Genomic DNA, 12563 nt, shown 5'->3' on the forward strand with positions numbered 1-12563 from the left:
CTTACCCGTAGGGCGACTTATGCAACGGCTTGTGCTCTTCGACTTGGACAACACGCTCGTGAACCTGGACGAGGCGTTCCGGGAGTGGGTCGCGGAGTTTGTCGAGGAGCACGGCCTCGGTTCCGAGGCGGTTGACTGGCTGTTCGCTCTCGACCGGGAGGGCTATCCGCATCGTGAGGTCTTCTTCGGGGTGGTTCGCGAGCACTTCACCCTGTCCGAGTCGGCCGAAGAACTATGGGGTCGTTATCGACGGCGTATGCCGTACCTGGTGCGCTGTCGGCCCGAGGTGATGGACGGGTTGTTACGGCTCCGCGCGGCAGGGTGGAAGATGGGCATCGTCACCAACGGGACGGCGGACAACCAGCTCGGGAAGATCCAGCGGACGGGGCTGGCCGAGGCTGTCGACGCCTACGCGCTCTCGGGACTCGAAGGCATCCGTAAGCCGGATGTCGGGCTGTTCGAGATCGCCGCCCGGCGGTGTGGCATGAGTCTGGGCGCCGGGGGATGGATGGTCGGTGACCACCTGGTCGCCGACATCGGCGGAGGACGGGCCGCCGGCCTTCGTACGGTCTGGATCGACCGGGGGACATGGCCGAGGCAGGAGCACGAAGCGGACCACGTTGTCACGGACGTGCTCCAGGCGATGGAGATCCTGCACGGCGAGCGCTGACCGAGGGATCATGTCACAGCTCACCGGGAGTGCTGTACAGCAGCGCCGTACAGCAACACCGCCTTACACGATCACACGACACCATCCCCTATCTACTGCTTCACCAGGGCGGGACGCCGCTGACTAGGTGTCTGCCCTTCCCTTGTAAACAGAAGGTCAGGGGTTCGATTCCCCTCGTCGGCTCACAGAGAGAAAGGCCCCTGAACAGGCGTCACGCCGTCAGGGGCCTTCCTGTTCGTCCAGATGACTCCGCGATCCTGCCAGTCGTGTGCGGCCGGTCCTGGTCATGCCCTGACTCTCCGCCGGGAGCCGGCAACGCGGTCTCGTCACTCGCACGCTCCTACGGCTCGCGGTAACGTCGGTGTCGATATGTCGTGCACGAAAGTCGGAGGTGATCACGGTGCATCCGGTCTTGTGACGGCCCCAGCCCGGGGTGTCACGGAGCCGGAAGGTGACCGTATGAGCAAGACCGACAAGACCCGGCCCTGGTGGGTGCGGATGGCCGACGCGCCGATGGTGACCTGCGTGCCCGTGCATGATCACAGGTTCGAGCCGTGCACGCTGCCGGACGAGATCACTGCCGGCAGCGCGTCCCTGAACCACCGCACGAGTGGCTGTCACTGGCGCGCCACCGCCTACTATCTGTTCGACTGCGGTGGTGTCGGCGGGGGCCGCGAGGGATACCACCTGCGGCGTCAAGAGCGTCGCCGCAGCCAGCACCAGGTGCGCTGCTAGCTGCGCATCTGGCACGGCGAAGACTGAGAGAAGGGGCAGGGCCCGCATGTCGGCGGACCCTGCCCCTGCTCGTGTCCGCCGGCCGATCGGTGTCTCGAGATCGCCGTGCTGCGCCGGCCGTTCCTGGACGGCCGCAGACGATCATCTTTCCGTGATGGGTCCCACGAGCATCGGACGGTCGAGCATGTCCGGGGTGAACGGCACCCCGGTTACCTTCGCCGCCAGGGCGAAGCCCCTCGGCACGGCGGTGGAGAAGTCGTCCTCCCAGGCGGCATCCCACGCTGCCTCGTCCTGCGGCTTGTCCACCCCGATGCCCGGCTCCCGCATGCTCCGGCCCGCAGGGTCATCAGGCCCGGTCGGGGTGCGGAGGGGCCGTACCGGTCCTGGGAGATCTACGGCTGCTTCTGGTGGAAGCGGCGGTGCAGGGCGTGGACCTGGTCGGTCAGTTCTGCGGCGGGGCCCTCCACCGTCACGCCGGGGGCGACCTCGTGGACGGGCAGTGTCCGCACCGGGGACGGTGGGACGCCGAGTTCGCTCAGCCAGGCGGACAGCTGCTGCGAGGAGGCGGCGTAGACGATGCGGCCCAGGCCGACCCAGGCGTGGGCGGCGGCGCACATGGGGCAGTGTTCGCCGGAGGTGTAGACGGTGGCTCCGGCCCGTTCCTCCGGGGTCAGGTGCGTCGCGGACCACCGGGCCAGCTCGAACTCGGGGTGGCGGGTCTGGTCGCCCGAGGCCACCTCGTTGTGCCCCTCGGCCAGCACCTCCCCGCCGGCGGACACCAGCACGGACCCGAAAGGCTCGTCGCCCTTCTCCAGCGCCTCCGCGGCCAGCTCCACGCATCGCCGCAGATGCCGAAGGTCTCCTTCGTCCACGGGCGCACCTCCCCTGCGAGAAGATCGGATCTCCGACGGTACTGCCCGCCCGCGGCCCCCGTCACGCCCGGGGCGCGCTCACGGGTACGGCCCGCCGGTCAGGCGGGCCAGTCCGGGGAACGGCCGAGCGCCGCGAGGATCCGGTCGAGGGCGGAGGCGTTCCCGGGAGCGGGCAGGCCGGGGCGGAAGGCGGCGCCCGGGCTGAGCCGGTGGTCCCCGTCGGGAACCGCCAGGGCGATTCGCAGGGCGTCCCCGGCCAGGTCGTCGTCCAGCTCGAAGGGCAGGCCGAGGGAACGGGCGACGTCCCAGGCGTGCACCACGTAGTCGATGAAGTGGAACCCGATCGCCTGGGCGCCGGGGAAGGCCGCGCCGGGGCCGAACTCCGGGAGGGCGAACGTCCGCTCCGGCACGTCCCGTCCGGCGAAGGCGGCCAGGACGTCGTCGGCGGCCTCGGCGTACTCCGTGACCGGGTCCTCGCCGAGCGGGCGGAGGCTCCAGACCGCGAGGTCGGCGCCGTGGCCCCGCGCGGCCGCGGCGAACCCGCGGTGCTGGGCCGTCATGTGGGCGAGCAGGTCGCCGAGTGTCCAGGCCGAACACGGCGTGGGGCGGTCGAGGTCGTCCGGGGTCGCCCTCGCCACCAGTGCGACGCTCGTCCGGACCGCCCGCTCGTCCGCCGCCCGTAGATCAACAGTCTGCATGACCGGATGATATGCATATGCTTATCATCTGTCCATGCCTATCATTTGCGACGTCGTATTTTTGTGCCATGGCGGAGAGCGCGGCGGACGGCCCGGAGACCGATGACGGACGGCCCCACCTGGCGGCGATGACGGTCCCGCTGGGCCGTGCCCTGATAGCGGCCGAACTGCCGGTGCTGCGGGCTCACGGCCTGTCCATGTGGGCGTACGCGGTGCTGCTCGCCCTGGGCGAGGAGCCGATGCGCAGCCAGAGCACGCTGGCGCAGGCCATCGGCGCGGACAAGACGCGCATCATCGGGGTGCTCGACGGGCTGCAGGATCGCGGGCTGATCGAACGGCGGCCCGACCCGCGCGACCGCCGGGTCCGCCTGCTCCTGCTCACCACGGAAGGGCGGCGGCTGCGCGACGCCGCCCGGGCCGACATCAGGCGCTGGGAGGACCGGCTGCTGGCCCGCCTCGCGGACGACGACCGCGAGGCCTTCCTGCGCGGCCTGCGGACGCTGTCCGCGCTGTCCGAGCAGGAGATCGCCGACCCGGACCGGCCCTCATGACACGGGACGGTCCTCAGCCGCTCGGCGGGATGCGGTAGACGGACACATGGGAACGCGACTCGGCGGTGAAGGCGGCTCCGGTCCAGTCGGCGTGCCTGCTCTCCGGCTCGAATCCGGCCAGCTGGGCCATGAGGTCGAGCTCGGCCGGCCAGATGTAGCGGTGCGGGCTGCGGAACAGCCGGGCCTGTCTGCCGTCGTCGAACCTGAAGTGGTGCGACACGACGTGCTGGCGCAGGACATCGTAGGTGTCCAGGCCGATGTAACCGGGCTCGCAATGCCAGACCGTGGCCTGCTGGCCGGGGGGAAGCCTCTGCAGCTCGGGCACCCAGAGCTCGATCACGAACCGGCCGCCGGGGGTGAGGTGGCGGGCGGCGTTGCGGAAGCATTCGACCTGCTCGGCCTGGGTGAGCAGGTTGGAGATCGTGTTGTAGACGAGGTAGACGAGCGCGTACTCCCCCGGGGCGGTGGCCGTGGCCATGTCACCGATGATCACAGGGATCGCCGCTTCGTCTGCCTTCGTCCGCAGCTGATCGACCATCGGGCGCGACAGCTCGATGCCGGTGACCGGCACCCCCCTCTCGGCGAGCGGTACGGCTACGCGACCGGTTCCGATGGCGAACTCGAGCGCCCGTCCGCCATCCGCCAGTTCGGCGAGGCGGTCCACGGCCGGCCCCAGGACCTCGGGCGCGAACATGCCGGTGCCCGGCGTGTCGTAACGCCGGGCGGTCTCGGCGTCCCAGATCTCATCCTGTCGCATGCCGGCAACGGTGGCAGCGGGCGTATGCGTTGTCCAACAATTTTGATCTCCCGGTCACGGCAGGCGTTCACCGTCACCGGTGTTCGCGGGTCTCGGCCGGCCGGGTGCCGGCGGCCCGGCTGATCATGGCGTGGGTCTCGCGGTAGGCGAGGTTCGCGGCCGCGTGGGCGATCTGCGCGGCCTGCCTGGCCTGCAGGGCGCGCTGCCGGGCCTGCTGCGCCTGCTGCTTGGCCTGCCGGAGCCGGTCGGCGGCCTGTTTGACCCGTTCGGAGGCGGAGCCGTCCTGCGCCGTGGCGGGGTCCTGGCGCTGCGGTACGGCCCGCCGGGCGCTCCTGCCCGGTTGCCCCTGCCGGTGGGCGGCCTGGGGGGCCCGCTGTACGGCTCGCCCGTCGGGGTCGTCCACGTCGCTTCCCGTCGCGTGGCTGCGCTCAAAGAACAAGATTCGCCTCATCCTCTGTCCACCGTGCTCGCGTCATCACTGTACCGACGAGCCCGCGTGATGATCAGCCCTGGTCGGCGTTCTGTTCACGACCACCCCGGCGGGTGTCCGCGATTCCTAGGCCGTAATTTCCGGAGAAATACGAAAAATCCGGGCTTGTCGATGCTTATGTGACTCGGGAAGGATGCGTATGCCGGACGGTGATCCCGCCGGCAGGAGGCCTCAGTCTTCAGGCTCAGACAAAGGATGCCGGATGACCCATGCCAGTCGGCCGACGGACCACCAGCGCCTGGTGGCGGAGCTCGTGGAACGGCGGCTTGGCCGCCCCCTCGATCCCGACCTGAACTTCTTCGAAGCGGGACTGAACTCACTGACCCTGGTCGAACTGCACGACGACATCACCACCGCCCTCGGCGTCGACCTGCCGGCCACCGCGCTGTTCACCCACCCCAACCTGGCCGCGCTCAGCCGCCTGATCGCGCAGGGCGGCGGGCAGGCGCGGGCCGAGACCACCAGACGGCGGCCGGTCACCGGCAGCCGCCGCGACATCCGCGCCCGCCTCCGGGAGGACGGCCGGTGACCGATTCCGAGCCCGAGACCGAGTTGGAGGAGAGGCCGGTCGCGATCATCGCCCAGGGCCGGTTCGCCGGGCCGGACGACGCCGTCGAGGAGGCGGGACACGATCCGGCGGCGCAGGTCGTCCGAGCGTTCGACGGGGTGCGCAAGGCGTGCGCCGCGTTGCTGGCCGGAGAATGCGAGCTGGCCGTCGCGGAGAGCACCGACGTCGCCGCGCTCACCGGGACGCTGGTGCTGCGACTGCTCGACCGGGCGTTGCTCGACGGCGACATCGTGCACCGGATCATCTGGCCGGACGACTCCTCGATCGAGGACGGCTATCCGCCCGTCCACGCCCCCGCCGCCGCCGGGCCGCGCGTGGTGGTGTGGTCGGGCCGCACCCCCGAGGAGGCGGACGCCGTACGGCGCAGCCTGGCGGGTTTCTTCGCCGGCTTACGCGGGGAGCTGTTCGCCGACGCCGTCGGGACCCTGCAGCGGGGCAGAGCGGTGCACCCGGTGCGCGGAGCGGTGGTCTGCGAGAGCGCGGCCGAGACCGCCGCGGCCCTGACCGCCGCAGCCCCTCAGGGCGCGGCGGAGACCCCTCAGGGCGCGGAGGCCGCCCCCCGGGCCGCGGACGCCGCTGACGCCCGCACGGCCGAGGTCTTCCACGGCCGCGCCGGCACCGCCCCGGCCGTCACCCCGGACGCGGTGCACCCCGAGCTGGCGGCGGCGCTGTACGGCGTCGACCGGGTCTTCACCGAGACCGTGGACGTCTGCGCGGAGGCCTTCGAGGCCCACGGCGTCGAGCTGCCGGCCGACTGGACGGGCGCGGCCGCGGCCTTCACCATGCGCCACGCCCTGACCGCCGTGCTCGCGGACCTGGGCGTCGTCGCACCGATCACCCGTCCGCTCGGCGAGCTGGTCGCGGAGGCGGTGCGGGAGGACCCGGCGGCTCACGACGATCGGGCGTCCGCCGGAGCGGACGTCTGGGGGCGGGACCGGCGCGGGTTCCTGGCCGCCCTCGCCCGTCTCTGGGTCGCCGGCTGCCCGGTGGACTGGCGGGCGCTGGACCCCGACCACCCGTTGCAGCGCATCCCGATTCCGAGGCCGGGCGACGAGCTGCCGCCGTCCATGGAGCCCGTCCGCCCGCTCACGGCGGTGCCGTACTCCTTCTGGGTGCTGGAGCAGCTCGCCCCGGACAGCGGCGTCTCCAACCTGGCCGTCGCGTTCAGGACGAGTGAGACCCTCCGCAGGCTGCCGCTGCAGATCGCGGTGAACCGCCTGGTCAAACGGCATCCGGCGCTCCGGCTCAGGTTCCCCGTGGTGGGCGGCGCACCGGTCAGGCACCTCACGGCGCCGCAGGACGCGCAGCTCAAGCTCGTGACCCGGTCCACGACCGAGGAGACGCTGGTCGCCGACCTGCAGCGCTTCCTGGACGAGCCGTTCGACCTCGGCCGCGACCTGCTGATCAGGGCGGGCCACTTCACCCTGCCCGGCGGCGGCAGCGTCGTCTGCCTGGTCGGCCACCACATCGTCATCGACGCCCACTCCATGCAGGTGCTGGTGGAGGAGCTGGGCCGCTTCTACGACAGCCAGACGGGTCACGACCCGCTGCCCGCCGAGCTGACCGTCACCGCGCCCATGCTGGAGCCCGGCGCCCCGTCGCAGGAGTCGCTGGACTACTGGCTGGAGCGGCTCGACGGCGCGGACCCGGCCGCCATGGTGCTGCCCGGCAGCAGGCACTCCCCGTCCAGCCCCACCTTCGCCGGGCACACCTGCTCGTGGGAGGTGGACGAGGAGACCGTCAAGGCCCTCGACGAGCTCCGCACGAGGCTGCGGACCACCGGCAACATCGTGCTGGCCACCGCCTTCCTGCTGACGCTGCGCGGCCACGGGGCGGGGCCCGACCTGGTGGTGGGCATGCCGGTCAGCACCAGGTCCGCGACCGGACAGGGACACGTCGGCTACGGCGTCAGCACGCTCCCGCTGCGCGTGCGCGCCGAGCTGGACGAGGACTTCGGCCAGGTCGCCAGGCGGGTCGAGGAGGTCTGGGCGGAGGGCGTCGAGCACGCCGACGCGTCGGTGGAGGCGGTACTGGCCCACCGCGGGCACGGCACCGACGACTGGCGGGTGCCGCTGTTCCGGCACATGTTCAACTACCGGCCGTGGAGCGACGAGCAGGTGCGCATCCGCGGGGAGGTGCCCGGCTACATCGAGGACCTGTTCGACCGCAGCCGCCTCGACCTGCAGGTCGTCGCCGTGCAGGAGCCGGGCAGGCTGACGATCAGGGCCTGGCACAGCACCGAGGTGCACGACGAGGCCGAGATCGAGGCGTTCGCGGCCCGGATGGCCTCGGTGCTCCGGCAGGCCGCCGCGGGAGCGGTGGCCGACGTGCTGTCCCCGGCGGACCGGGCGCTGCTCGACCGGGTCAACGACACCGCGCGCGAGTGGCCGAACACGCCGAACACGCCCGGCACACCGGGCATATCGGGCACGCTGCTCTCGCGGATCGGGCCCGGGCAGGCGGTCGCGGTGCGGGAGGGCGCGCGCGAGGTCGCCTACGACGAGCTGCTCGGGCGCGCCGCCGCCGTACGCGAGCTCCTGCGCGAGCGGGGGGTGCGGCGGGGCGACCTGGTGGCGCTGGGCCTGGACCGCTCGGCCGACCTGGTGGCCGCCGTGCTCGGGACGTGGCAGGCGGGGGCGGCGTTCCTGCCGCTGGACGTCCGCCAGCCGGAGATGCGTCTGTCGTACCAGGTGTCCGACTCCGGCGCCCGCCTGGTGATCACCGGTGCGGAACGGCCGGAGTGGGCGGGCGGTACGCCCGTGGCGGCGATGCCGGAATCCACGGCCGTCCCCGGAGGGTCGTGGGACATCGCTCCGGAGCCGGGGGACATCGCGTATGTGATCTACACCTCGGGCTCCACCGGCAGGCCCAAGGGCGTCCAGGTCACCCATGCCAACCTGGTGAACCTCGTGCTCGACTTCGCCGACCGGCTGGGCGCGCCGCGCTCGGTGCTCTGGTCCACCACGCCCTCCTTCGACATCTCCTGGCTGGAGCTGCTGCTGCCGCTGGCCGTCGGCGGCACGGTCGTGGTGGCCTCGGACGAGGACCAGATGCAGCCCCGCCGGTTCCTGGAGCTGGCCGGAGCGGTCGAGGTCGCGCAGGCCACGCCGACCGCCTGGCGGCTCATCGTGCCCGAGGCGGGAGGGGAGCTGGCCGGGCGCACGGTCCTGTGCGGCGGCGAGCCGATGCCCGCCGCGCTGGCCAGGGACCTGCTGGGGCTCGGCTGCCGGGTCTTCAACGTGTACGGGCCCACGGAGACCACCATCTGGTCCACGGCCGCCGAGCTGGTGGAACCGCCCGGCGACCCGGTGCCGGTGGGGGAGCCGCTGGCCAACACCCGGATCCTCATCCTCGACGACCACGGTCGTGAGATGCCGCCGGGCGTGCCGGGGGAGCTGTGCATCGCGGGCGACGGGGTGAGCGCCGGCTATCTCGGCCGGCCGGAGCTGACCGCGGAGCGCTTCGGGCGGCACGGGCGCCACGGCCGCTTCTACCGCACCGGCGACCGGGCCAGGCTCCGCCACGACGGCGTCCTGGAGCTGCTGGGCCGCGACGACCGGCAGGTCAAGCTGCGCGGCCACCGCATCGAGCTGGGCGAGGTCGAGGCGGTCCTGCACGAGCACGCGGCGGTCCGCGCGGCGGCCGTCGTCCTGGACGGCGACCCGCAGACCGACGGCCGCCTGGTGGCGTTCGTCGAAACCGGCCGCGAAACCGCCCCTGAGCCGGGCCAGGAAGCCGCCCATGGGGCCGCCTCGGCCGCCTCCGAGTCCGGCCGGGAACCCGCGGCCGCTCCCGACCCCGGTCGCGAAGCCGCCCGCAAGGACATGCGCGAGGAACTCTGGCGCTTCGCCAGGACCCGGCTGCCCGACTACGCGGTGCCCACCGAGTACGTCTTCACCGACCGCCTGCCCACCACCGCCAACGGCAAGATCGCCTACCTGGAGCTGGCCGTACCCGAGGAGCAGCGGGGCGCCCCGCCCGAGGCGGGCGAGGGGCTCGTGCGGAAGGTCGTGGACCTCTGGCGGGACGCGCTGGGCCGTCCCGGCCTCGGCCCGCACGACAACTTCTTCCTCAACGGCGGCCACTCCGTGCTCGCCGTCCGCCTGATCCCCCCGCTCGAAGAGCTGGCCGGACGATCCCTGCCGGTCCGGGCCGTGTTCGACCACCCGACCGCCGCCGAGCTGGCCGCCCACCTGGGAGGCGCCCGATGACCCCGTGGTTCGTCCAGGTCAAGGAGGGAGAGCGGGCCCTGGTCGCCTTCCCGCACGCCGGCGGCGGCCCCTCCTCGCTCACCGGGCTGGCCGAGCACTTCCCGCCCGAGGTGGGCCTGTGGGCGGTGAACCTGCCGGGCCGCCAGGCCAGGCTCGCCGAGCCGCCGCGCACCGACCTCGACGGGCTGGTCGACGACCTGGCCCGGGACCTGGCCGGGTGGCGCGAGCCGTACACGCTGTTCGGATACTGCAGCGGCGCGCTGCTGGCCTACCTCGTCTGCCGCCGGGTCATGGAGCTCGGCGGCGCGCCGGAGCGGCTGGTCGTGGCCTCGTTCGCGGCGCCGGACATCACGCCGCTGATGCGCCGGCTGCCCGCGCTGCCGTCGTGGCTGTTCTGGGAGCAGTTGCTCGACCTCGGCGGCGTCCCGCCCGAACTGGCCGAGCGCGAGGCGCTCTGGCCGGTGCTGGAGCCGGCGCTGCGCGCCGACTTCGGGCTGCTGGCCGGTTACCGGCACCGGACGGCGCCGCCGCTGCCCGTCCCCGTCACGGTCCTGTACGGGACCCGGGACCGCTCGCTGAGCCGGGGCGGCCTGCTGGGCTGGCGCAGGCACAGCGCGCACCGGCCGGCGCTGCGCCCGCTCGACAGCACCCACTGGCTGGCCGAGGAGACTCCCGGCCCGCTGGCCGCCGCGATCACTCAGGAGATGGGATGCGCCTCGGTTACAGCATGAGCTACTGGGGCGGCGCGGGGCTCGGCCCCGCCGACCACCTCGCGCTGGTCCGCGAGGCGGAGGCGCTGGGCTACGAGTCGGTGTGGGCGGCGGAGACGTACGGCACCGACCCGGCGAGCCTGATGGCCTGGATCGCCGGCCAGACCGAGCGGATCGTGCTGGGCACCGGCGTGCTGCAGATGTCCGGGCGCAAGCCGGTGGTCGCGGCGATGACGGCGGCCACCATCGACCAGGTGTCCGGGGGCCGGGCCAGGCTCGGGGTGGGGGTCTCGGGGCCGCAGGTGGTGGAGGGCTGGCACGGCGAGCGCTTCGAGCGGCCGCTGGCCCGCGCCCGGGACTATCTGGAGGTCGTACGGCTGGCGCTCGGCGGCGCCCCGGTGAGCTATCGGGGACAGACGCTCACGCTGCCGCTGGAGGGCAGCGAGGGCAAGGAGCTGTCGCTGGCCGTCTCGCCGGTGCAGGAGCGGTTGCCGGTCTACCTGGCGGCGATGAGCCCCAAGATGGTCGAGCTGGCCGGGGAGCTGGCCGACGGCTGGCTGGCCATCCACTTCCCGCCCGAGCACCTGGCCGAGATGCGGGCCCACCTGAAGGGACGCGACATCGACGTCGCGCCGATGCTGCTCACGCTGGTCGAGGAGGACCAGGAGCTGGCCTACGACATGATGCGGCCGATGCTGTCCCTCTACCTCGGCGGCATGGGTTCACGGCGCACCAACTTCTACAACCGGCTGGCCGCCTCGCTCGGCTTCGAGAAGGAGGCGGACCGGCTGCAGGAGGCGTTCCTGGACGGGCGGCAGGGCGAGGCCATGGCCCTGCTGCCGGACGCGCTCATCGACGCCATGACCCTGTGCGGCCCGGCCGGGAAGCTGCGCGAGCGGGTCGCCGCCTACCGCGAGGCGGGCGCGACCAGCCTGATCGTCGGCCTGGTCACGCCCACCCGGCGGTTGCGCAGCCGGCAGCTGCGGCTCATCGCTCAGCTGGTTCGGGCATCTGCTTGAGCTTGGCCAGCGGCGACCACGCCAGCGCGGCGATCGGCACCAGCGCGCCGATCGCGATGACCGCCCACAGCGCCGGCCGGATGCCCACGGCCCCGGCCAGCAGCCCGGCGCCCAGCGCGCCCAGCGGCGCGGGGATCAGGCCGAGCGAGTAGATGGAGGCCACCACCCGGCCCTGGAGATGCGGCGGGGTGATCGTCTGCACGAGCGTGGTGTTGGTGACGAAGAAGATCTGCGCGGTGGCGCCGGTGAGGACCTGCGCCACCACCAGCATGGTGACCTGCAGCCAGGTCGGCCCGGAGGCCAGCGGGATGAGGAAGAGCGCCATGTTGCCGTACGCGGTCGACCAGAGCAGCACCCCGCCGACGGAGTAGCGCCGCATCACCCGTACGGCCAGCAGCGCGCCGATGATGGCGCCCACGCCGCCGCCGGCCAGGATGCTGCCGAACCAGGCCGCGGGCACGCCCAGCTCGCGGATCACGTACAGCGCGTAGATGGAGTTCATCGCGCCCAGGATGAACAGGGAGTACGCCGCGGAGGAGATCGCCAGCGGGCGGATCAGCGGGTGCTTCATCACCCACAGGACGCCCTCCCAGATGGCCCGGTGGATCTGCCGCGCCGTGGTGTCGTCGGCCTCCGGCCGGTCCTCGGGCCGCTTGATGAGCGCGACCGCGACGGCCGAGGCCAGGTAGGACACCGCGTCGACGATCAGCAGTACCGGCGCGGCGATCACTTTGAGGAGCGCCGCGGCGACGCCGGGACCGAGGGTGTTGGCCAGCGACTCGGTCAGCTGCAGCTTGGAGTTGCCCTCGAGGAAGTTCTCCGGCGGCACCAGGAACGGGAAGTAGCTGCGGTAGGTGACCTGGAACATGGTCCCGAACAGCCCGATCAGGAAGACCACGACGTACAGCCAGGCGAGCGTGAGCATGTCGGCGAACCAGGCGACCGGGATCAGCGCGAGCAGCACGGCGCGCGCCACGTCGGTCCAGATCAGGATGGGCCGCTTGCGCACCCGGTCGGCCAGCACCCCGAACAGCAGGAACAGCACCATCGGCGCCCGCAGCAGGAAGCCGACCACGCCCATCTCCTCGGGGGAGGCGTTCAGCACGGTGACGGCGATGACGGGGATCGCGAAGTAGGTGACGTACGACCCGAACTGCGACAGGCTCTGTCCGGCCCATAACCGGAGGAAGTCGGCGTTGCGCCACAGGCTCGCCTGCTCACTGGTGGGGGGTGCCATGGTCCATCCGCTTTCTGGTGTTCGAGGCCGCGTCGGCGACCGGGG

Annotated in this window: 13 protein-coding genes; 7 read left to right on the forward strand and 6 right to left on the reverse strand. The window is 72.4% G+C overall.

The genetic code is table 11. The features are described from left to right. Nucleotides 1-19 precede the first annotated feature (19 nt). Both Psi01_RS09480 and Psi01_RS09485 read left to right on the forward strand, forming a co-directional pair. On the forward strand, nucleotides 20-670 hold the full coding sequence (locus Psi01_RS09480) for an HAD family hydrolase (RefSeq protein ID WP_204063575.1): 651 nt from the start codon (nucleotides 20-22) through the stop codon (nucleotides 668-670). Between the two features lie 459 nt (nucleotides 671-1129). Next, entirely contained in the window at nucleotides 1130-1405 is a 276-nt protein-coding gene (locus tag Psi01_RS09485) for a hypothetical protein (RefSeq protein ID WP_204063576.1), read from the forward strand. Nucleotides 1406-1546: 141 nt separating this feature from the next. On the opposite strand, the gene Psi01_RS09490 is transcribed toward Psi01_RS09485, so the two are convergent. The 3 genes from Psi01_RS09490 to Psi01_RS09500 all read right to left on the reverse strand — a co-directional run bounded on the left by Psi01_RS09490 (nucleotide 1547) and on the right by Psi01_RS09500 (nucleotide 2975). Next, complete coding sequence (locus Psi01_RS09490; RefSeq protein WP_204063577.1) at nucleotides 1547-1732, reverse strand: hypothetical protein; 186 nt, start codon at nucleotides 1730-1732, stop codon at nucleotides 1547-1549. Nucleotides 1733-1797: 65 nt separating this feature from the next. Next, nucleotides 1798-2277 (reverse strand): nucleoside deaminase, encoded by a 480-nt coding sequence (locus Psi01_RS09495; RefSeq protein ID WP_204063578.1) that lies wholly within the window; start codon nucleotides 2275-2277, stop codon nucleotides 1798-1800. Between the two features lie 98 nt (nucleotides 2278-2375). Further along, a complete protein-coding gene (locus Psi01_RS09500) occupies nucleotides 2376-2975 on the reverse strand; it encodes a TIGR03086 family metal-binding protein (protein WP_204063579.1) in 600 nt (199 codons plus the stop codon). A gap of 68 nt (nucleotides 2976-3043) precedes the next feature. Between Psi01_RS09500 and Psi01_RS09505 the strand changes: the two genes are divergently transcribed. Beyond that, nucleotides 3044-3526 (forward strand): MarR family winged helix-turn-helix transcriptional regulator, encoded by a 483-nt coding sequence (locus Psi01_RS09505; RefSeq protein ID WP_204063580.1) that lies wholly within the window; start codon nucleotides 3044-3046, stop codon nucleotides 3524-3526. Between the two features lie 13 nt (nucleotides 3527-3539). Here the strand turns inward: Psi01_RS09505 and Psi01_RS09510 are convergent, their stop codons facing one another. Both Psi01_RS09510 and Psi01_RS09515 read right to left on the reverse strand, forming a co-directional pair. Beyond that, the gene (locus tag Psi01_RS09510; protein WP_204063581.1) at nucleotides 3540-4283 is read right to left on the reverse strand and encodes a class I SAM-dependent methyltransferase; all 744 of its coding nucleotides are present in this window, start codon (nucleotides 4281-4283) and stop codon (nucleotides 3540-3542) included. Nucleotides 4284-4356: 73 nt separating this feature from the next. Then, the gene (locus Psi01_RS09515) at nucleotides 4357-4734 is read right to left on the reverse strand and encodes a hypothetical protein (RefSeq protein WP_204063582.1); all 378 of its coding nucleotides are present in this window, start codon (nucleotides 4732-4734) and stop codon (nucleotides 4357-4359) included. Between the two features lie 241 nt (nucleotides 4735-4975). On the opposite strand from Psi01_RS09515, the gene Psi01_RS09520 reads away from it, so the two are divergent. The 4 genes from Psi01_RS09520 to Psi01_RS09535 are packed head-to-tail and all read left to right on the forward strand — an operon-like array spanning nucleotide 4976 to nucleotide 11281. Beyond that, nucleotides 4976-5302, forward strand: a complete 327-nt coding sequence (locus Psi01_RS09520) for an acyl carrier protein (protein WP_204063583.1) — start codon at nucleotides 4976-4978, stop codon at nucleotides 5300-5302. Next, nucleotides 5299-9552: a non-ribosomal peptide synthetase gene (locus Psi01_RS09525; protein ID WP_204063584.1), complete on the forward strand. Its 4254-nt coding sequence runs from the start codon at nucleotides 5299-5301 to the stop codon at nucleotides 9550-9552. The genes Psi01_RS09520 and Psi01_RS09525 overlap by 4 nt, the downstream gene beginning before the upstream one ends. Continuing rightward, the gene (locus Psi01_RS09530) at nucleotides 9549-10283 is read left to right on the forward strand and encodes a thioesterase II family protein (RefSeq protein ID WP_204063585.1); all 735 of its coding nucleotides are present in this window, start codon (nucleotides 9549-9551) and stop codon (nucleotides 10281-10283) included. Before Psi01_RS09525 ends, Psi01_RS09530 begins: the two co-directional genes overlap by 4 nt. Further along, nucleotides 10262-11281 (forward strand): LLM class flavin-dependent oxidoreductase, encoded by a 1020-nt coding sequence (locus Psi01_RS09535; protein WP_204063586.1) that lies wholly within the window; start codon nucleotides 10262-10264, stop codon nucleotides 11279-11281. The genes Psi01_RS09530 and Psi01_RS09535 overlap by 22 nt, the downstream gene beginning before the upstream one ends. Here the strand turns inward: Psi01_RS09535 and Psi01_RS09540 are convergent. Continuing rightward, nucleotides 11250-12518, reverse strand: a complete 1269-nt coding sequence (locus tag Psi01_RS09540; protein WP_204063587.1) for an MFS transporter — start codon at nucleotides 12516-12518, stop codon at nucleotides 11250-11252. The genes Psi01_RS09535 and Psi01_RS09540 overlap by 32 nt on opposite strands. Nucleotides 12519-12563: the final 45 nt, after the last annotated feature.

Source organism: Paraplanobispora siamensis, from assembly GCF_016863175.1.
GTDB lineage: Bacteria > Actinomycetota > Actinomycetes > Streptosporangiales > Streptosporangiaceae > Planobispora > Planobispora siamensis.

Coding starts and splice junctions, on each gene's coding strand:
- Psi01_RS09480 (WP_204063575.1), top strand. CDS start 20: ATGCAACGGCTTGTGCTCTTCGACTTGGACAACACGCTCGTGAACCTG.
- Psi01_RS09485 (WP_204063576.1), top strand. CDS start 1,130: ATGAGCAAGACCGACAAGACCCGGCCCTGGTGGGTGCGGATGGCCGAC.
- Psi01_RS09490 (WP_204063577.1), bottom strand. CDS start 1,732: ATGCGGGAGCCGGGCATCGGGGTGGACAAGCCGCAGGACGAGGCAGCG.
- Psi01_RS09500 (WP_204063579.1), bottom strand. CDS start 2,975: ATGCAGACTGTTGATCTACGGGCGGCGGACGAGCGGGCGGTCCGGACG.
- Psi01_RS09505 (WP_204063580.1), top strand. CDS start 3,044: ATGGCGGAGAGCGCGGCGGACGGCCCGGAGACCGATGACGGACGGCCC.
- Psi01_RS09510 (WP_204063581.1), bottom strand. CDS start 4,283: ATGCGACAGGATGAGATCTGGGACGCCGAGACCGCCCGGCGTTACGAC.
- Psi01_RS09515 (WP_204063582.1), bottom strand. CDS start 4,734: ATGAGGCGAATCTTGTTCTTTGAGCGCAGCCACGCGACGGGAAGCGAC.
- Psi01_RS09520 (WP_204063583.1), top strand. CDS start 4,976: ATGACCCATGCCAGTCGGCCGACGGACCACCAGCGCCTGGTGGCGGAG.
- Psi01_RS09530 (WP_204063585.1), top strand. CDS start 9,549: ATGACCCCGTGGTTCGTCCAGGTCAAGGAGGGAGAGCGGGCCCTGGTC.
- Psi01_RS09535 (WP_204063586.1), top strand. CDS start 10,262: ATGCGCCTCGGTTACAGCATGAGCTACTGGGGCGGCGCGGGGCTCGGC.
- Psi01_RS09540 (WP_204063587.1), bottom strand. CDS start 12,518: ATGGCACCCCCCACCAGTGAGCAGGCGAGCCTGTGGCGCAACGCCGAC.